Annotated in this window: 19 protein-coding genes; 10 read left to right on the top strand and 9 right to left on the bottom strand. The window is 62.4% G+C overall.

Annotation, left to right across the window (positions count from 1 at the left end; genetic code table 11):
• Nucleotides 1–67 precede the first annotated feature (67 nt).
• From V7S54_RS18105 to V7S54_RS18115, 3 genes are all read left to right on the top strand, one after another.
• Entirely contained in the window at nt 68–511 is a 444-nt protein-coding gene (locus tag V7S54_RS18105; protein ID WP_065374482.1) for a MarR family winged helix-turn-helix transcriptional regulator, read from the top strand.
• Between the two features lie 128 nt (nt 512–639).
• The gene (locus tag V7S54_RS18110) at nt 640–2,220 is read left to right on the top strand and encodes an MFS transporter (RefSeq protein WP_141679407.1); all 1,581 of its coding nucleotides are present in this window, start codon (nt 640–642) and stop codon (nt 2,218–2,220) included.
• An 18-nt stretch (nt 2,221–2,238) separates the two neighbouring features.
• Nucleotides 2,239–3,336, top strand: coding sequence for an HlyD family secretion protein (locus V7S54_RS18115; RefSeq protein ID WP_065374647.1), 1,098 nt, complete (start codon nt 2,239–2,241; stop codon nt 3,334–3,336).
• Between the two features lie 102 nt (nt 3,337–3,438).
• Here V7S54_RS18115 and rplI read toward each other — a convergent pair whose 3' ends face one another.
• From rplI to V7S54_RS18145, 6 genes are all read right to left on the bottom strand, one after another.
• Nucleotides 3,439–4,014, bottom strand: a complete 576-nt coding sequence (gene rplI / locus V7S54_RS18120; RefSeq protein WP_057252717.1) for a 50S ribosomal protein L9 — start codon at nt 4,012–4,014, stop codon at nt 3,439–3,441.
• 33 nt (nt 4,015–4,047) lie between these two features.
• Nucleotides 4,048–5,001 (bottom strand): DUF2232 domain-containing protein, encoded by a 954-nt coding sequence (locus V7S54_RS18125; RefSeq protein WP_065374483.1) that lies wholly within the window; start codon nt 4,999–5,001, stop codon nt 4,048–4,050.
• 191 nt (nt 5,002–5,192) lie between these two features.
• A complete protein-coding gene (rpsR, locus tag V7S54_RS18130) occupies nt 5,193–5,441 on the bottom strand; it encodes a 30S ribosomal protein S18 (RefSeq protein ID WP_025426448.1) in 249 nt (82 codons plus the stop codon).
• A gap of 26 nt (nt 5,442–5,467) precedes the next feature.
• Nucleotides 5,468–5,914 carry a 30S ribosomal protein S6 gene (gene rpsF, locus V7S54_RS18135; protein WP_057252714.1) on the bottom strand — a complete coding sequence of 149 codons (447 nt, stop codon included), beginning with the start codon at nt 5,912–5,914 and terminating at the stop codon, nt 5,468–5,470.
• A gap of 275 nt (nt 5,915–6,189) precedes the next feature.
• Nucleotides 6,190–6,702 carry a ClbS/DfsB family four-helix bundle protein gene (locus V7S54_RS18140; RefSeq protein ID WP_065374484.1) on the bottom strand — a complete coding sequence of 171 codons (513 nt, stop codon included), beginning with the start codon at nt 6,700–6,702 and terminating at the stop codon, nt 6,190–6,192.
• A gap of 19 nt (nt 6,703–6,721) precedes the next feature.
• On the bottom strand, nt 6,722–7,765 hold the full coding sequence (locus V7S54_RS18145) for an aldo/keto reductase (protein ID WP_065374648.1): 1,044 nt from the start codon (nt 7,763–7,765) through the stop codon (nt 6,722–6,724).
• Between the two features lie 356 nt (nt 7,766–8,121).
• Here V7S54_RS18145 and fabD point away from each other — a divergent pair, with 356 nt between their 5' ends.
• The 7 genes from fabD to gmk all read left to right on the top strand — a co-directional run bounded on the left by fabD (nt 8,122) and on the right by gmk (nt 15,300).
• Nucleotides 8,122–9,066: an ACP S-malonyltransferase gene (fabD, locus tag V7S54_RS18150; protein WP_058329421.1), complete on the top strand. Its 945-nt coding sequence runs from the start codon at nt 8,122–8,124 to the stop codon at nt 9,064–9,066.
• Between the two features lie 39 nt (nt 9,067–9,105).
• Nucleotides 9,106–9,843, top strand: coding sequence for a 3-oxoacyl-[acyl-carrier-protein] reductase (gene fabG, locus V7S54_RS18155; RefSeq protein ID WP_065374485.1), 738 nt, complete (start codon nt 9,106–9,108; stop codon nt 9,841–9,843).
• Between the two features lie 333 nt (nt 9,844–10,176).
• A complete protein-coding gene (locus V7S54_RS18160; protein ID WP_003531676.1) occupies nt 10,177–10,413 on the top strand; it encodes an acyl carrier protein in 237 nt (78 codons plus the stop codon).
• A gap of 216 nt (nt 10,414–10,629) precedes the next feature.
• Entirely contained in the window at nt 10,630–11,895 is a 1,266-nt protein-coding gene (fabF, locus tag V7S54_RS18165; protein WP_065374486.1) for a beta-ketoacyl-ACP synthase II, read from the top strand.
• A 549-nt stretch (nt 11,896–12,444) separates the two neighbouring features.
• The gene (gene mltG, locus V7S54_RS18170) at nt 12,445–13,650 is read left to right on the top strand and encodes an endolytic transglycosylase MltG (RefSeq protein ID WP_065374487.1); all 1,206 of its coding nucleotides are present in this window, start codon (nt 12,445–12,447) and stop codon (nt 13,648–13,650) included.
• Between the two features lie 99 nt (nt 13,651–13,749).
• Nucleotides 13,750–14,637: a YicC/YloC family endoribonuclease gene (locus tag V7S54_RS18175; RefSeq protein WP_065374488.1), complete on the top strand. Its 888-nt coding sequence runs from the start codon at nt 13,750–13,752 to the stop codon at nt 14,635–14,637.
• Nucleotides 14,638–14,640: 3 nt separating this feature from the next.
• Nucleotides 14,641–15,300, top strand: a complete 660-nt coding sequence (gene gmk / locus V7S54_RS18180) for a guanylate kinase (RefSeq protein ID WP_057252701.1) — start codon at nt 14,641–14,643, stop codon at nt 15,298–15,300.
• An 87-nt stretch (nt 15,301–15,387) separates the two neighbouring features.
• Here gmk and rsmA read toward each other — a convergent pair whose 3' ends face one another.
• From rsmA to V7S54_RS18195, 3 genes are read right to left on the bottom strand one after another with little or no spacing between them, the layout of a single operon-like run.
• Nucleotides 15,388–16,215, bottom strand: a complete 828-nt coding sequence (gene rsmA, locus V7S54_RS18185; RefSeq protein ID WP_065374489.1) for a 16S rRNA (adenine(1518)-N(6)/adenine(1519)-N(6))-dimethyltransferase RsmA — start codon at nt 16,213–16,215, stop codon at nt 15,388–15,390.
• Nucleotides 16,215–17,243 (bottom strand): 4-hydroxythreonine-4-phosphate dehydrogenase PdxA, encoded by a 1,029-nt coding sequence (pdxA, locus tag V7S54_RS18190; protein WP_336408662.1) that lies wholly within the window; start codon nt 17,241–17,243, stop codon nt 16,215–16,217. The genes rsmA and pdxA overlap by 1 nt, the downstream gene beginning before the upstream one ends.
• 13 nt (nt 17,244–17,256) lie before the next feature.
• Complete coding sequence (locus V7S54_RS18195) at nt 17,257–18,195, bottom strand: peptidylprolyl isomerase (RefSeq protein ID WP_065374491.1); 939 nt, start codon at nt 18,193–18,195, stop codon at nt 17,257–17,259.
• Between the last annotated feature and the right edge of the window lie 106 nt (nt 18,196–18,301).

Consider the following 18,301-nt stretch of genomic DNA (forward strand, 5'->3'; position numbering starts at 1 on the left):
AATCCCCCGCATTTGGATTAGATAGAGCCAAAATAATTAGCATGCTAGTAATATGGAAAAGATATCAATGTATCAGCCCACCGTGAACCGCGAATTGTTCGATGCCCTGTCGCTGGTCAATCGCAAGCTGCGGGCCGTGTTCGACGCTCGGGTGAAGGAGAGGGGCCTGACGCTGTCGCGGGCCCGAGCGCTCTTCGCCTTGACCCGGAAGGATGGTTTGAACCAGCGCGAGCTGGCCGACGAGCTCGATATTGAAACGCCGACACTGGTGCGTCTGCTCGATGGCATGGAGAAGCAAGGTTTCATCGAGCGGCGGGTCGAGGCCTCCGACCGGCGCGCCAAGCAGATCCACATGACTGAGTTCGGTCGCTCGGTCGCTGACGAAATCCTGCGGCTTGCCGACCAGATCCGGGCGGAAGTGCTGCAAGGTATCGATGCCGCCGAGCTTGCGGTGACGCAGCGGGTGGTGTGGGCGATCGCCGACAATGTTCAGTCGCTGGCGCGGGAGTGACGGCGATGAGCGCAGTCGCGACTGCTGCTGCAAACGACAATCGCAATGCCGCTCCGCTGGAGACAGCCGCGGCCGGCGACGACCAGGAGGAAATGTCTCCTGCTACACCGGTCCCGGCGCCCGCCCCAATGCCGGCCGACAAAAGCCTGGCACTATCGGCGGTCTATGTCGTCGGGTCGGTTCTCCTGTTCCTGACGCAGGGCCTGGGCATGAACCTGGCGCTTGCCAATCTGACGCAGATCCAGGGTTCGCTCTCGGCGACCTCGGTCGAGGCCGGCTGGCTGTCGGCGGCCTACATGGCGCCCAATGTCAGCCTGTCGATCGCGCTGGTGAAGATTCGCGCTCAATACGGGCTGCGCCGCTTTGCCGAAATCAGCATCGTCGGCTTCGTCATCGTATCGCTGATGAACGTCTTCGTTTCCGACCTGCATTCGGCCATCGTCGTCCGCTTCATCAGCGGCATTGCTGCTGCACCGATGTCGACGCTCGGCTTCCTCTACATGCTCGAAGCCTTTCCGCCGGCGCGCAAGCTGACGGTCGGTCTGGCACTGGCGCTCACCTGCACGACGATTTCCGCGCCGATCACCCGGCTGATCTCGCCGACCCTGATCGAATATGGCCAGTGGCATGCGCTCTACACGCTCGAAATGGCGTTGGCACTGATCGCGCTGCCGATCATCTATCTGCTGCCGCTAACGCCGGTGCCGCATGCCAAGGTCATCCAGCGCATGGATATCCTGAGCTATCTGCTCGTCGCCGTTGCCTTCGGCTGCCTAGCCATCGTGTTGACCATGGGGCGTCTCTACTGGTGGTTCGAGGCACCCTGGCTCGGCGTTCTCCTGGTCGTTTCAATCGCAACACTGACGACCGTGGTGCTGATCGAGCTCCATCGCAAGGTGCCGTTGATCGACATACGCTGGATCGCCTCGAAGGAGATCGTGCACTTTGCTGCCGTTCTGCTCGTCTTCCGCCTGGTTGCCTCCGAGCAGTCCACGATCGCGACGAATTTTTATCAACAGCTCGGCCTCCAGTTCGAACAGGTCGCGACGCTCTATTCGATCATCCTCGTCGCGGCGATAGCCGGCGGCCTGCTCTGTGCCGTGCTGATGAATCCGCAGCATGCAGAGCGTGTGCACGTCCTGGCGCTCGGCCTGCTGGCGACCGGCGCCTACATGGACAGCCAGGCGACGAGCCTGACACGGCCCGAGCAGATGTATCTGAGCCAGGCGATGATTGCCTCGGGCACTGCGCTCTTCCTGCCGCCGGCCATGGCGTGCGGCTTCAAGGCTGCGCTTGCGAAGGGGCCGAGCTACATCTTGAGCTTCATCGTGATCTTCCTCTTCACCCAGAGCATCGGCAGCCTGATCGGCTCCGCAGCCTTCGGCACCTTCGTAACGATCCGTGAAAAATTCCATTCCAATATTCTCGCCGAACAGATCGTCTTGTCGAACCCACTGGTTGCCCAGCGCGTCAACCAGCTCTCCGCCGCCTACAGCAAAGTGATGGGCGACAAGACCTTGTTGGGCGGCGAGGGCACCGTGCTCCTGTCGCAGCAGGTCACCCGCGAAGCCTACATCCTCGCCTACAATGACGCATTCCTGCTTGCCGCCGTGCTCGCGCTTTTCGCGCTCGCCGGCCTGCTCCTGCACATGTCCTACAAATGGCTCACCCAGCGGCTGGCTGGCCCCGCGCCGGCGCCGGCCGCCTGAATAATCGAGTTGATGACCATGCTGAAGTTCCTACGTTCCCCGACCACCATCATTGTGCTTCTCGCCGGCATCGCCGGCGTGACTCTCGTGCTCTATGCCTGGCGGCTGCCACCGTTCCACAGCTCCGTGGAGATGACGGAGAATGCCTATGTGCGCGGCTACGTCACGATCATGAGCCCGCAGCTTTCGGGCTATGTCGCCGATGTTCCCGTGCACGACTACGAGGCGGTCAAGGCCGGGCAGTTGCTGGTGAAGATCGACGATCGCATCTACGCCCAGAAGTTGGCGCAGGCCGAAGCGACGCTTGCCGGGCAGAAGGCGGCGCTCGCCAACTCCCATCAGCAGGAACTGTCGGCCAAGGCCGGTATCGCCGCCAGCGAGGCACAGCTCGATAGCGCCAAGGCGGCATTCAATCGGGCGCGCGCCACCTGGGATCGCATTCGCCCGCTTGCCGAAAAGGGCGTGTCGACGCGCAGCGATGCCGATCAGGCGCGTGCCGGCTTCGAACAGGCGGACGCGGCTGTGAGCCAGGCCGAAGCCGGGCTGGAAGTGTCGAAGCAGGCATTGGCGACCACGCTTGGTGCGCGCGCCGGATTGGAAGCTGCCGTGACCGGTGCCGAGGCGGCCGTCGAACTGGCGCGCATCGATCTCGAAAATACCCGTATTGTTGCGCCGCGTGACGGCAGGCTGGGCGAGATCGGCGCACGGATCGGTCAATATGTGACGGCGGGATCGCAACTGCTCGCGCTGGTGCCGAACGAAGTGTGGGTCGTCGCCAATTTCAAGGAGACGCAACTCGACGGCATGAAGGCCGGCCAGCCCGTCACCATTGCGGTCGACGCCCTGCAGAAGAGCGAACTTACGGGACATATCGAGCGCTTCTCGCCGGCAGCCGGTTCGGAATTCAGCGTGATCCGCGCGGACAACGCCACCGGCAATTTCACCAAGGTGGCCCAGCGCGTCGGCGTGCGGATCGTGGTCGATCCCGGTCAGCCGCTGGCTGAGATGCTCTCGCCCGGCCTCTCGGTCGTCGTGCGCGTCGACAAGGACGCTCCGGCGCGGGCTGCAGCGGACCAGGTGAGCAGCGACGCCGCGCCCGTCGCTGCGCAGGGGTAATCTGCCGCCCCGCGACTTGCGATCTTAGTTCTACCCCCTGGGGCCAACAAAAAAGCCCGGATCGATGATCCGGGCTTTCGTATTTGGGATGGCCGCTAAGGCTTATTCTTCTTCGCCTTCGAATTCAGCTTCCGGGTTGAAGAAGTCTTCCGGCTTCAGAGCGTCTTCGTCAACGCCGTAGATGGCGTCGGCCGAGGTCAGGCTTTCGCCCTTGGACTGGCGCTCGGCTTCTTCAGCCGAACGGGCAACGTTGACTTCAACCGAGATCTCGACTTCCGAGTGCAGGTGCAGCGTGACCTTGTGCAGGCCGATCGACTTGATCGGGTGGTTGAGGTCGACCTGGTTGCGGCCGACGTTGAAGCCTTCGGCAGCGAGCACTTCGATGATGTCGCGAGCAGCAACCGAACCGTAGAGCTGGCCGGTTTCGCCAGCGGAGCGGACGATGACGAAGGTCTTGCCGTCGAGCTTTTCGGCAACCGACTGGGCTTCCGACTTGCGCTCGAGGTTGCGGGCTTCGAGCGTCGAACGCTCAGCTTCGAAACGGGCCTTGTTGGCGGCGTTGGCGCGCAGCGCCTTGCCGAGCGGCAGCAGATAGTTGCGAGCAAAGCCGTCGCGAACCTTTACGGTTTCGCCCATCTGGCCGAGCTTGGCGATACGTTCGAGAAGAATGACTTGCATGTTGGTTTTCCTTTCAGTGTTCCAATTCGTTGGTCAGTTTTTTCCAACCGGCGTGACCGCGATGGTGCGTCGCGTATCGATCAGGCCGGACAGGAGGAAGAAGAATGCCGGGATCGTGAACACGAGCACCGACAGGTATGCGATCCACAGCACGGGAAGCCGCCAGGACTTGCCGCGCGTGCGGAAATGGAAGGAGGCGAAGCCGGCGAGCAGAAAGCCTGCGCCGAAGGTTCCGCAGATCAACGCGCCGATCGTGGCAGGCGCGCCGCCGAGGAAGGTGAGGACCAGGCCGCCGAGGAAGATGAAGATCGCGTTGCGGTGCATGCGCAGCGTCGAGGGGATATCCTCGCGCGGGCGCAGCGACCGGCCCGACATCTGCACGATGCGGGTCGCGACATAATAGGCGGTAAAGAGCATCAGCACCCAGATCGCACCCTGGACGAGCGGCAAAGCGAGCGTGAAGAGCGACTTGATCTGGGCAACGGCAGTAACGTCCGGATTATAGCCCGGGTCCTGCGCCTTCACCGCCTGGATGACGATATCGACCATGCGGTCGGAGATGTCGGCGCCATAGCCGACGATGAAGCCGACGATGATCATGCCGATGGTCACGAGGCCGGCGAGGTGGCTGAGAATATCGGAGAGCGGATACCAGGCGAGCGCTTCATCCGGACCGCCGAGTTCCGAGGCCGGGCGGGCAAGATTGGCGAGGTGGCTGAGCCAACCGGCCGGGATCAGCGTGACGACGAGGATCAGCAGCGCGAAATAGGGCGAGATGAGCGCGGCAGCGGTGGCGCCTGCGCTGACGATCGCGGTGATCGCCGCTGCATTGCCCCAGCCAAGGCCGGCAATCAGGATCGGCAGTGCGGAGGCGGCATAGAGGACGATCGCAAGAGACGACTGCGTGTTCGCGCCCATCGACAAGAGGGCGGCGGTAAAGCCGGCGAGAACGCCGGTCAGCAGCGATGTCCTGTTCACATTCGTCACGTTCGCTGTCCTGCTTCGTGCAGTTAGGGGATGGCAAAGCCCGGCCCCAGCATGGGATTTTGGTGCTTTCGCACCGGTTCCGATCCGCGCCCACCGCGGAAGGGAGGGAAAGAGGCGCTCACCTAAGGGGAGCGCCTCTCCCTAGAGTCAATTTCCGTCGAGTCAGTCGACCAACGGAGAGTCAGCCGTTCTTAGGAAACGACGTAGGGCAGCAGGCCGAGGAAGCGTGCACGCTTGATCGCCTGGGCGAGCTCGCGCTGCTTCTTCTGGGAAACGGCCGTGATGCGGGAAGGAACGATCTTGCCGCGCTCGGAAATGTAGCGCTGCAGCAGACGGATGTCCTTGTAGTCGATCCGCGGAGCGTTTGCGCCCGAGAAGGGGCAGGTCTTGCGGCGACGGTGGAACGGGCGACGAACCGGAGCGGAAGAAACTTCAGCCATTGTCTTTATCTCCTAAAGCTTCTTGATTACGCGCGGTCTTCGCGCGGACGACGCGGGCGGTCTTCGCGGTCGCCACGGTCCGGACGCGGACCACGGTCGCCGAAGCTGCGCTCCGGACGGTCGCCATCGCGGCGCGGACGGTCGTCGCGGTCGCGCTTCTGCATCATGGCAGACGGGCCTTCCTCGTGCTTCTCGACGGCGATCGTCATGTAGCGCAGGACGTCTTCGTTGATGCGCATCTGACGCTCGATTTCGTGAACAGCCGCTGCCGGAGCGTCGATGTCCATCAGAACGTAGTGAGCCTTGCGGTTCTTCTTGATGCGGTAGGTGAGGGACTTCAGGCCCCAGTTCTCGACGCGACCGACCTTGCCGCCGTTTGCTTCGAGCACGCCCTTGTACTGCTCGACGAGACCGTCGACCTGCTGCGGCGTGATGTCCTGGCGGGCCAGGAATACGTGTTCATAAAGAGCCATTGTGGCTTGCCTTTCTTGCGTTAATCAGCCCGGACCTCGGCGGCTAAGCCTCAACGACTGTTCTTAGTGGCTGACAGGCAGCCGGCAAGAAAGTGTTGTATCGAGACGGTCGAGAGCGGAGACACGGGAGGCCGGAAAGACTTGCAATCCTAACGGCTCCCCTCGAGGAAGCCGGCCCTCCGTTCAGCCACCAGCCAGAAGACCGGGCATTTCGAACAGCGCGCTTATACGCATTTTTCGCCGGAAGGCAAGGCTTGGCGTGTCTTTTAGATAATCTAGCTCAGCTCTTTGGTCTTCTTCCACTTGCGCAAACGCCCTGAGGCGTTGGCGTAGGGAGAGGAGGTATTGAACTGAATCATGCGACCAAGCGTCCACTTGCCGTACCACGGCTTCCCGTAGAGCGCCTGGTCGTCCCGCGCATTGATCAGTGCTTCCAGCGTTTCCTTGCTGCGTCTCAGGCGGGCGATGAGTTCGGCCGGCGAAAGAGCCCGGAAGTCGGCATAGAACTTCTGTGCGAGCCTGCCGAGCTCGTTCCATTTATATCCGGTCTCGGGGAAGTCGACCGGTTCGCCGCGCTGATCGCGGTCGATCCACTTGATGACGAGTTCGCCCCAGCCGATGAGGTAGGCGACGAGATCGCCGACGCTCATCGTGGTGCCCTTGGCGTGCCCTTCGAGCGAATGCTCGCGAAATTGGTCGTCGGAGACCTGTTCCAGTTCGCGCATCAGCTTGGCGAACTGGACGTCGATCGCCTTGAGCAACTCCGCTTTTGTCTGAGGCACGGCCATCGGCGATCGATTCTCGCCTTTAGATCGGCATGGGGTAGAGACGGTGCAGCCGCCGAATGCCATTCACGACGTCCTGCGACAGGGTGAGGTCGACGGCGCCGAGATTGGTCTTCAACTGTACCATCGAGGTCGCGCCGATGATGACGGACGCCATGAACGGCCGCGTCAGGCAGAAGGCGATAGCCATCTGAGCGGGATCGAGGCCGTGCTCGCGTGCAAGCTGCACATACCCGGCAACCGCCGGCTCCTGGTGCGGCGTGAAGCGGCCGCCGAGGTCGCCGTTGATCGAGAGGCGGGAGCCCGTCGGCTTGGCGCCGTCCAAATACTTGCCGCTGAGCAGTCCGGCTGCGAGCGGCGAATAGGCAAGCAGGCCCACGTCCTCGTGATGCGATAGCTCGGAAAGGTCGAGATCATAGGCGCGGTAAAGCAGATTGTATTCGTTCTGGACCGAGGCGACTCGCGGCAGGCCGTGACGTTCGGCCATGTCGATGAACTTCATCGTTCCCCAGGCCGTTTCGTTGGAGAGACCGATGGCGCGGACCTTGCCGGCCTTCACGAGATCGCCGAGCTTGTCGAGGATCGCCCTGAGATCGCTGGCGACATGCGCCTTGTCCTGCTTGGCCGGGTCGTAGGACCAGGCATTGCGGAAATGGTAGTGACCGCGGTTCGGCCAATGGATCTGGTAGAGATCGATATAGTCGGTCTTCAAACGTTGAAGGCTGGCGTCGATTGCCAGTTCGATGCCTTCCGGCGTGGTGGGACCGCCATTGCGAATATAGGGCCGGCCGGGGCCGGCGACCTTGGTCGCGAGCACGACGTCGTCGCGGCGGCCGCGCTTTGCCAGCCACTCGCCGATGAAGCGCTCGGTATCGCCGTAGGTCTCGGACGAGAGCGGCGTCGTCGGGTAGAGTTCTGCCGTATCGATGAAATTCACGCCCTTGTCGAAGGCGTGGTCCAGCTGTTCATGCGCTTCGGCGACGGAATTCTGCGAGCCCCATGTCATCGTGCCCAGGCAGATTTCCGAGACCCTGATGTCGGTGCGGCCAAGCGTGTTGTAACGCATTGAATGGAGATCCTTGTGAAAGACGTGCATCGGCCCCGTGGGACAAGGGGTGCGCGCGCCGGAAATGGAGTGATAGCCTTCGCCCTTGGGAGTGTTGAAGGCAGGTCGACTTTGGGCGGCAAATTTACGCCTTGATTGGTGAAGATCAAGGGCAAAAGGCGGCTGCGGCCCGGTTCGGCGGGCCTTGCGCGCTTGACTCGCCGTTCAGGAATGTGAATGGAGAGGAACCAGAGCGGGGTAAGAAAAAGCGTGTGCAGTTATCCGCCCGCGTCCCGCTCTAACTCATAAGAACCGATCACTATGATTTTGTGTCGATTCGACCCAAAATCATAGTGATCTAGGGAAGGGACTATCCCATGAGCATTGCATTCACGTTTCCAGGCCAGGGCAGCCAGGCTGTCGGCATGGGCAAGGATCTGGCGGACGCTTTTCCGGAGGCCGCTGCCGTCTTCGCCGAGGTTGACGAGGCGCTCGGAGAGAAGCTGTCCGAGATCATGTGGAACGGCCCCGAGGAAACGCTGACGCTGACGGCGAACGCGCAGCCGGCGCTGATGGCCGTATCGATGGCCGTCATCCGGGTGCTCGAGGCCAAGGGCCTCGACATCAAGTCCAAGGTCTCCTTCGTCGCCGGCCATTCGCTGGGCGAATATTCGGCGCTCTGTGCTGCCGGCACCTTCTCGATCGCCGACACGGCGCGTCTCCTGCGCATTCGCGGCAACGCGATGCAGGCGGCCGTACCGGTCGGCAAGGGTGCGATGGCCGCGATCATCGGGTTGGAGCATGCCGATGTCGAAGCCGTCTGCCGCGAAGCTTCGGCACTCGGCTCCTGCCAGATCGCCAACGACAATGGCGGCGGCCAGCTGGTCATTTCCGGCGAGAAGTCTGCCGTCGAGAAGGCTGCCGCATTGGCATCCGAAAAGGGCGCGAAGCGCGCATTGATGCTGCCGGTCTCCGCACCCTTCCATTCGAGCCTGATGGCGCCGGCCGCCGACGCCATGCGCGAGGCCCTCGCCAAGGTCGAGAAGCACAATCCCGTCGTACCCGTGGTCGCCAACGTGCTCGCCGCACCGGTCAGCGATGCCGACGAAATCGCCCGATTGCTCGTCGAGCAGGTCACCGGCCAGGTCCGCTGGCGCGAGACAGTCGAATGGTTTGCCGCCAACAATGTCACGACGCTTTATGAACTCGGTTCCGGCAAGGTCCTGACGGGGCTTGCCCGCCGGATCGACAAGACTGTCAACGGTATCGCCGTCAATACGCCTGCCGATATCGACACGGCTCTTGCAGCACTGCTCGCGTAAGCCGTCGAACAAGCGCACCAGTTACAAGGAATCAATCAGATGTTCGATCTTTCCGGCCGCAAGGCTCTCGTCACCGGTGCATCCGGTGGTATCGGCGAAGAAATCGCCCGCATGCTGCACGCACAGGGCGCGACCGTCGGCCTGCACGGCACACGCGTCGAAAAGCTGGAAGCGCTCGCCAATGAACTCGGCGATCGCGTGCAGCTCTTCCCGGCGAACCTTTCGGACCGTGCCGAAGTCAAGGCGCTCGGCGAAAAGGCCGAATCCGAGCTTGGCGGCGTCGATATTCTCGTCAACAACGCCGGCATCACGAAGGACGGCCTCTTCGTGCGCATGAGCGACGAGGACTGGGATGCCGTTCTCGAGGTGAACCTGACCGCCGTCTTCCGCCTGACGCGCGAGCTGACCCACCCGATGATGCGCCGCCGTTTCGGCCGCATCGTCAATATCACCTCGATCGTCGGCGTCACCGGCAATCCCGGCCAGGCCAACTACTGTGCCTCCAAGGCCGGCATGATCGGCTTCTCCAAGTCGCTGGCCCAGGAGATCGCGACGCGCAACGTCACCGTCAACTGCGTCGCTCCGGGCTTCATCGAAAGTGCGATGACCGGCAAGCTCAACGACAAGCAGAAGGACGCGATCATGGGCGCGATCCCGATGAAGCGCATGGGCACCGGCGCGGAGATTGCGTCGGCCGTCGTCTATCTCGCGTCGAACGAGGCTGGCTACGTCACCGGCCAGACGATTCACGTCAACGGCGGCATGGCCATGATCTGATCCGGTTTCCGGGATGTGCCGCCCGTCGAGATTGTGCGACGGGTGATATTCAACGTCCCGGGACACCGCCTGCCAAATGCCTGAAATTCAATGTTGAGCAAGCGAATGTCAGGCATTTTCGGACTTTGCGACAGACTTAAACCGTGTTAATCGGGCCATGACTGTTAGCAGTCGACCGGTCCCGCCAGGTGTCCGGCAGCCTTGGCTGCCCTGGGTTTGCCGCAGTTCCGGTTGGATGGATTGCCGGGTAGGCCGTCTTGGTCTATCAGGCTTACATAAGAGTACCGGTGCCGGAATAGGCGCCTACAGAAACGAAGGTCGAGGAACTCCGACATGAGCGATATCGCAGAACGCGTAAAGAAAATTGTTATTGATCATCTTGGCGTCGACGCCGAAAAGGTCAGCGAAGGCGCAAGCTTCATCGATGACCTCGGCGCGGACTCGCTCGACACCGTCGAACTGGTCATGGCTTTCGAAGAAGAATTCGGCGTTGAAATCCCGGACGACGCTGCTGACTCGATCCTGACTGTCGGCGACGCCGTCAAGTTCATCGAAAAGGCTCAGGCCTAATATCTGAGCGGCTACGGCCGCAGACGGGCCGCCGAAAGCGGCCCGTTTCAGCCCAGGGAAGTGGGCTGTCCCGCAAGCGCGGGTGCCGATCAGCAAGCGTTCTCCGCTTTTCCCTCTGATCGTGAATGAGAACCTTAAAATGGATGCCCGGATCGGGTTCGTCACACGTGGTCCGATCCGGCTCTGAAATTGAAAAGTCAGGGTGGGTCGCGGACTATGAGACGTGTCGTTATCACCGGTACCGGCATGGTATCTCCCTTGGGTTGCGGAACTGAGGCGACGTGGGCGCGCCTTCTTGCCGGGCAGAATGCTGCACGCAAGGTAACCGAATTCGAGGTCGAGGACCTTCCTGCCAAGATTGCCTGCCGCATTCCCTTCGGTGACGGCACCGACGCAACCTTCAACGCCGACGACTGGATGGAGCCGAAGGAGCAGCGCAAGGTCGATCCGTTCATCGTCTACGCGATGGCGGCCGCCGACATGGCGCTTGCCGACGCCGGCTGGAAGCCGGAGACCGACGAAGATCAGATCGCGACCGGCGTTCTGATCGGATCGGGCATCGGCGGTCTCGAAGGCATCGTCGAAGGCGGCTATACGCTGCGCGACAAGGGCCCCCGCCGCATTTCGCCGTTCTTCATTCCCGGCCGGCTCATCAACCTTGCCTCCGGCCAGGTGTCGATCCGCCACAAGCTGCGCGGCCCGAACCACTCGGTCGTCACCGCCTGTTCGACCGGTGCGCATGCGATCGGCGACGCCAGCCGCCTGATCGCGCTCGGCGATGCCGACGTCATGGTCGCCGGCGGCGCGGAATCGCCGATCTGCCGGATTTCGCTCGCGGGCTTTGCCGCCTGCAAGGCGCTGTCCACCCAGCACAACGACAATCCGGAAAAGGCATCGCGCCCCTACGATGTCGACCGTGACGGCTTCGTCATGGGCGAGGGCGCCGGCGTCGTCATCCTCGAAGAGCTCGAGCACGCCAAGGCGCGCGGCGCGAAGATCTATGCGGAAGTGGTCGGTTACGGCCTTTCCGGCGATGCCTTCCACATCACCGCCCCGTCGGAAGATGGTGACGGCGCCTATCGCTGCATGCAGATGGCGCTGAAGCGCGCCGGCCTGACGGCGGCCGATATCGACTACATCAACGCCCACGGCACCTCGACCATGGCGGACACGATCGAGCTTGGCGCCGTCGAGCGCCTTGTCGGCGAGCATGCGTCGAAGATCTCCATGTCCTCGACCAAGTCGGCGATCGGTCACCTGCTCGGCGCTGCCGGTGCCGTCGAAGCGATCTTTTCGGTGCTCGCGATTCGCGACAACATTGCGCCGCCGACGCTCAACCTCGACAATCCGTCTGTGGAAACCAAGATCGACCTCGTGCCGCATGTCGCGCGCAAGCGCGAGATCAACGTGGCGCTGTCGAACTCCTTCGGCTTTGGCGGCACGAACGCCTCTCTGGTCCTGCGCCGTTACACGGGCGCCTGATCGGGGCCCACCACTCATCGGATCGATCCAACAAGTCGGTCCGATGATCCTGCTTTTGCCGCATTGCTCGCTACAAGCATGTTTTGGGAGGATGCGCCGCCATCGCGGCGGCGTTGCCGACCGCTATGTTCGCGCAAGGCATATCTGTCAGTTTGCCATTTAGCTATTGTCGGGAACATGTCGTTCGCCCCAGGGATAACCGAAGGCGGCGCGTTCCGAACGACTGCATGTCTCCTGTCCGGTTTAAGGATGAAGCAGGCAGCCATTTAGAGTGTTACAGCGACCTTAACGCGTCCTATAAGACGTGCGGTTCTGTAAAGTGTCAGGTCCCCGTTGCGTTCTCTTGAATGGACGGTGAACCGACACATTTCTGTGGTTCTTGGGTGCCAATGCACCGCGCCGCAGGTCTATTGTGTTGAAGACTGCGGAATGCCGCCCGCCAGGTCGGCGCCGTTTATGAAATTGACTTAAGCCTGCCATGGTCCAGTCCGAAATTCGCACCGGGGCAGGAAAGAGAATGAGGCTGCGAATTTCGGGTTCGGGATAATCGTGAGCGACTCAAACGATAACGGCGCGGCGCAATTCGGCCGCAATGAAAACGCGAGCAACGGGCCGATCATTCCGAAATCGGCAAACGAGGCACTGCGCCCGGAAAAAGTGCCGCAGCCCCCGAAACGGTCGCGCAAGGCGCGCAGCCAGGTGGTGATCTTCCTGAACTTCGTGATGACCATCATCGTCTTCGCGGCGCTCGCTGCGGCCGGCACGGTCTACTATGCGATGCATCAGTACGAGAGGCCGGGTCCGCTGCAGGCAAACCAGAACTTCATCGTCAGGGGCGGCGCCGGCATGAGCGAAATCGCCAGCGGCCTCGAGCGCAGCAACATCATCACCGATGCGCGCGTTTTCCGTTTCGTCTCGGAGGCCTATCTCGACAACGAGACGCTGAAGGCCGGCGAATACGAGATCAAGGCCGGCTCGTCGATGCAGGACGTGATGCAGCTTCTGAAGTCGGGCAAGTCGATCCTCTATTCGGTTTCTCTGCCCGAGGGCCTGACCGTCAAGCAGATGTTCCACAAGCTGTCCGACGATCCGGTTCTGGTTGGCGATCTGCCGGCCGAGCTTCCGCCGGAAGGTTCGCTGATGCCCGACACCTACAAGTTCACACGCGGTACCAAGCGCGGCGAGATCGTTCAGCAGATGGTTGCCGCCCAGAAGGTTCTGGTCGATCAGATCTGGGAGAAGCGTGATCCGAAGCTGCCGGTCTCGACGGTCGAGGAACTCGTCACGCTGGCTTCGATCGTGGAGAAGGAAACCGGCCGCGCTGACGAACGGCCACGGGTCGCCTCCGTTTTCATCAACCGGCTCGACAAGGGCATGCGGCTGCAGTCCGACCCGACGATCATCTATGGCATTTTCGGCGGCGACGGAAAGCCGGCGGACCGGCCGATCCTGAAGTCCGACATCGACAAGCAGACGCCCTACAACACCTATCTCATCAAGGGACTGCCGCCGACGCCGATCGCCAATCCGGGCCGTGCGGCGCTGGAGGCGGTCGCCAATCCTTCGCGCACGCCGGAGCTCTACTTCGTGGCCGACGGTACGGGCGGCCATGTCTTCGCCGAGACCCTGGACGAACACAACGCGAATGTAAGGCGTTGGCGCAAGGTGGAAGCCGAGAAGGCTGCGGAAGCCGCGAAGGCGGCCTCCGACGCTGGAGCGGCCGAACCGGCGGCGACAGCAGCGCAGCCGCAATAAACGCCTGCATTGTGGACGGATAGATCACGGCGCGGATATCCCTTGCGGGATGCCGCGCCGTCGCCTTATTGCTTCTGCTGAAACACAACGGAGGTGACGATGCCGCTCCAATCGATGACCGGCTTTGCCCGGAGGGAAGGCAGCAGTGGCCGCCGCCGTTGGGCCTGGGAACTGCGTTCCGTCAACGGCAAGGGTCTTGATCTCAGGTTGCGCCTGCCGCAGGGGCTCGAGCGCTTCGAGCCCGAAGTGCGCAGGCTCGCGGCCGATTATTTTTCGCGCGGCAATCTCCAGATCGGACTTTCCGTCAGCGGCGCGGAAGCGACCGTCGAGGCCGTGGTCAATCAGGGTGCGCTGACGGCGGTCTTGAACCTGCGCGAACAGCTCGGTGATCTCGTCGACCCGGCGCCGTTGAAATTCGACACGTTGCTTTCAATCCGCGGCATCGTCGATTTTCGCGAACCGGAAGAAAGCGAAGAGGAGCGCGCCGCCCTTGATACGGACATCCTCGACGGACTGAGACTGGCGCTTTCCGATCTGCGCGTCATGCGCGAGGACGAGGGAGCCGCGCTCTGTCAGATCCTGCTGGCGCAGGTTGAAGGCATCGAGACACTTACGGCAACGGTAGAGGCTGATCCATCGCGCAGCGCCGCGGCGATTGCCGATCGGCTCGCGCAGCAGGTGGCCCTGGTCATGGACAATGGCTCCTCGCTCGACCGGGAGCGCCTCTACGCCGAAGTGGCGCTGCTTGCCACCAAGGCGGATCTTCGGGAAGAAATCGATCGGCTCGGCTCGCACATCGTTGCTGCGCGCGATTTGCTGTCGAAGGGCGGCCCCGTTGGCCGCAAGCTTGATTTCCTGGCACAGGAATTTAACCGAGAATCGAATACGATCTGTTCCAAGTCGAATGCGGCCGCCGTATCGGCTGCCGGCATCGAACTCAAGGTCGTCATCGACCAGTTCCGCGAACAGGTCCAGAATCTGGAGTAAAGCATGACCCCGGCGACGCCTTCGCCCATCAAGATTGCCCGTCGTGGGCTGATGCTCGTCATTTCCTCACCGTCCGGTGCTGGAAAATCGACGATTGCGCGCAACCTCCTGGAAGCCGATCCGGAGATGAGCATCTCCGTAAGCGTGACGACGCGCCAGCGCCGCCCGAGCGAAATCGACGGACGGCATTATCATTTCAAGACGATTCGTGAATTCGAGGCGCTCAGGGCAACCGACTCGCTGCTCGAATGGGCCGAGGTGCACGGCAACTTCTACGGAACGCCGCGCGACGCCGTCGAAGCGGCGATGGCCGCCGGCCGCGACATGCTCTTCGATATCGATTGGCAGGGCGCTCAGCAGCTTCAGGAAAAGATGGCCGGCGACGTCGTGTCGATCTTCATTCTGCCGCCGTCGATGGCCGAACTGCAGTCACGCCTGCATCGCCGGGCGGAAGACAGCGAAGAGGTGATTGCCACGCGGCTTGCCAATTCGCGCGCCGAGATCGAGCACTGGCGGGAATACGACTACATCGTCCTCAACGACGACCTTGACCGCGCCTTTTCGGCTGTACGGGCGATCGTCGAGGCTGAGCGGCTTCGTCGCGACCGGCGCCCTGGTCTGTTTGACTTCGTCAACGGGCTCCTGACGGAGAACCCGTTCTGACAGCTGCAAAAGAATGGCTCCTTCGGGAGCCATTTTCGAATCGCGCCATATCCCCGATCGGCTGACCGGTCGCGATTGGTTGCTCGCCTAGAGGCAGTTGGCCAATCGGCAGAACTCTTCCACCGAAAGCGTCTCGGCCCGCCGTTGCGGATCGATATCGACCTTTGCCAACAGGGCCTCGCCGCCGAGCGGCTTCAGGCTCTGTCTCAGCATCTTGCGACGTTGGCCGAAGGCAGCGTGCGTTACCTTCTCCAATGCTGAAACGGAGCAGGGGATCGGATTTTCCACGGGCTCCAGATGGACCACCGATGACGTCACCTTGGGCGGCGGCGTGAAAGCTTGCGGCGGCACGTCGAAGGCCATCCTTGCCTCTGTACGCCAGCCGCAGAGCACGCCGAGGCGCCCGTAGTGATCGTCATCCGCCTCGGCGACGATCCTGAGGCCCACTTCACGCTGGAACATCAGCGTCAGCGATTGCCAGAAAGGCGGCCAGCGTTCGGGCAGCAGCCAGTTGACCAGCAATTGCGTGCCGACATTGTAGGGCAGGTTGGCGATGATCTTGACCGGCCCACCGTCGGCAAGCGTCTCGAACGGCGTCTTCAGGGCGTCGCCTTCGATCACCTGCAACCGGTCGGGATAATGCGCACCGATTTCGGCAAGCGCCGGCAGGCAGCGGGAGTCGCGTTCGATCGCGATGACCTTCTTGGCGCCGAGAGCCAGGATGGCGCGCGTCAGGCCGCCGGGACCAGGGCCGACCTCGATCACCGTCACGCCTTCGAGCGAACCGGCGGTCCGCGCGATCTTCTGTGTCAGGTTGAGGTCGAGCAGGAAATTCTGGCCGAGCGCCTTCTTGGCGTCGAGGCCGTGGCGCTGGATCACGTCGCGTAAGGGGGGGAGACCGTCGAGCGCGGCCATCAGCGGGTATCTCCTGGCATATTGGCCGCAAGCGTTGCGGCAAGGTCGAGCGCAGCTCTCAAGCTGTCGTCGCGGGCGACGCCCTTGCCAGCCAGACTGAAGGCCGTGCCGTGGTCGGGCGATGTGCGGATGAAGGGAAGGCCGAGCGTGACGTTGACGCTGTCGTCGAAGCCGAGGGCCTTCGCCGGGATCAGCGCCTGATCGTGATACATGCAGATCGCAACGTCGTAGGTCGCGCGCGCCCGATCGTGGAACATGGTATCCGCGGGCAGCGGTCCCACGGCATCGATGCCTTCAGCGCGCAACCGGTCGATGACGGGGCGGATGATCGCGTCATCCTCAAGGCCGAGCGCGCCGTTTTCGCCGGCGTGTGGATTGAGCCCGGCGATCGCGAGGCGCGGGCGCACAAGCCCGAAGCGGTTGCGCAGATCCGCCGCCGTTATCGCGCAGGTGCGATAGATGAGATCCGGCGTCAACTGGTCCGGCACATCCTTCAGCGGGATGTGGATCGTGACGGGGACAGCACGCAGCTTCGGCCCGGCAAGCATCATGACAGGCAGGACGGGTTGCCCTGTCGCTTTCTCCGCGAGATACGCCAGGTACTCGGTATGGCCCGGAAAGCGGAAGCCGGCATCGTAAAGGACCGCCTTGGCAATCGGGTTGGTTACGACTGCGGAGGCTTCGCCGGCGATGACGAGCCGCACTGCCGTGTCGATCGCATCAATGACGGTGCTGGCATTGGCAGTGTCGGGATCGCCTGCAGTGACCGGGGCAGGGCAGGCAAGCGGCAGCACCGGCAGTGCTGCATCGAACGCGGACACGGCGCCGGCACAATCGGTCTCCCGAAGGGGAACCGAATAGCCAAGCGTCGCCGCACGCGCGGCAAGCACCGAAGGATCGCCGATGAACAGGAAGGGTGCCGTCGCGTGTTCGCGGCGGCCAAGCCAGGCCGAAAGGCTGATGTCCGGCCCGATACCGGCCGGGTCGCCCATGGTCAGGGCGAGTGGTCCGCCGGTTGGTTCGCGCATGTTGCCGTTGTGCTTACTTGTTGACGATCTGCGCTTTCTTGCGCAGTTCCTCGAGGTATTTTTCGCTGTTCGGGTCTTCCCCGCCGTCCTTCTTCTTGCCGATGTCCTCGGCACGGAAGACGATTTCTGCGGCCGTGTCGTCGTTGACTTCACGCTTCTTGCAGATCGCCAGGTACTCTACGCCCTTTTCGGTGACGCGGGTTCCGGTCGTGCCGTTCTCCCCGGCCTTCTCGACCAACGGCTTCCACTCGTCCGGCAACTGCTGGGCAAGCATCCGGCCGAGACTGCGGATCGAAACGTCGCGATAGTTGGCGGCAAAGGTCTTCGACGTCTCGCAGCCCGGGAACTGTGAACGGGAGGCGTTCGCCTCGGCCTGCCGTTTTGCGGTGATGGCGCCGCGCTTCTTCTCGGGAATGACGAAGATCACCTGCTGCAGGAAGTATTCTGTCGTCACCGGCTTGTTGCCGCCGCCTTCCATCATCCGCTTGACGAGATCGGCACCCTGCAGCCGGTTCGAATTGCCAAAACGGAAGTTGACCGCGCGCGGCCAGCTCATCTGTACGGCGATGAATTGCTTGAAGTGATCGGCGCCGACACCGGCCTGGTCCAGGATCTTGCCGAGCTGTTCCGTCGAAAGCTTGTTGCCGGAAGCAAAACGGGCATAGGCGGCATCGACGTCCTGCGTGCTGACGGATTGACCGATACGAACGATTTCCGCGCGCTTCAGGACCTCGTCCACCAGTTGCTTCTTCGCTTCCTCGGGGCCGCCCTTCTGGCGCTGAAGACGCAGGAAGGCAACTCGTTTGGCAATATCGCCCGAGGTGATCACGGTGTTGTTGACCGTTACCTTGACCTGGCTTGCAGCCTGCGCACCGGCACATGCCGCGATGCTCAGGGCTCCGGCCACAGCCAATACCGAAAGCGTCCTCGAGATCGACATTTTCCCGCCCATTACCTTTTCCTGTTTGCCGAACGATCACCGCCGTCGGGCCTTGTCCGCCTACCGGCTTTGCGCCGTTGCCTTATCTTGTCGGAGGAAATGCATAATACATGCGGCC

This window comes from Ensifer sp. CCNWLY38, assembly GCF_037120565.1.
Taxonomy (GTDB): domain Bacteria; phylum Pseudomonadota; class Alphaproteobacteria; order Rhizobiales; family Rhizobiaceae; genus Ensifer; species Ensifer adhaerens_H.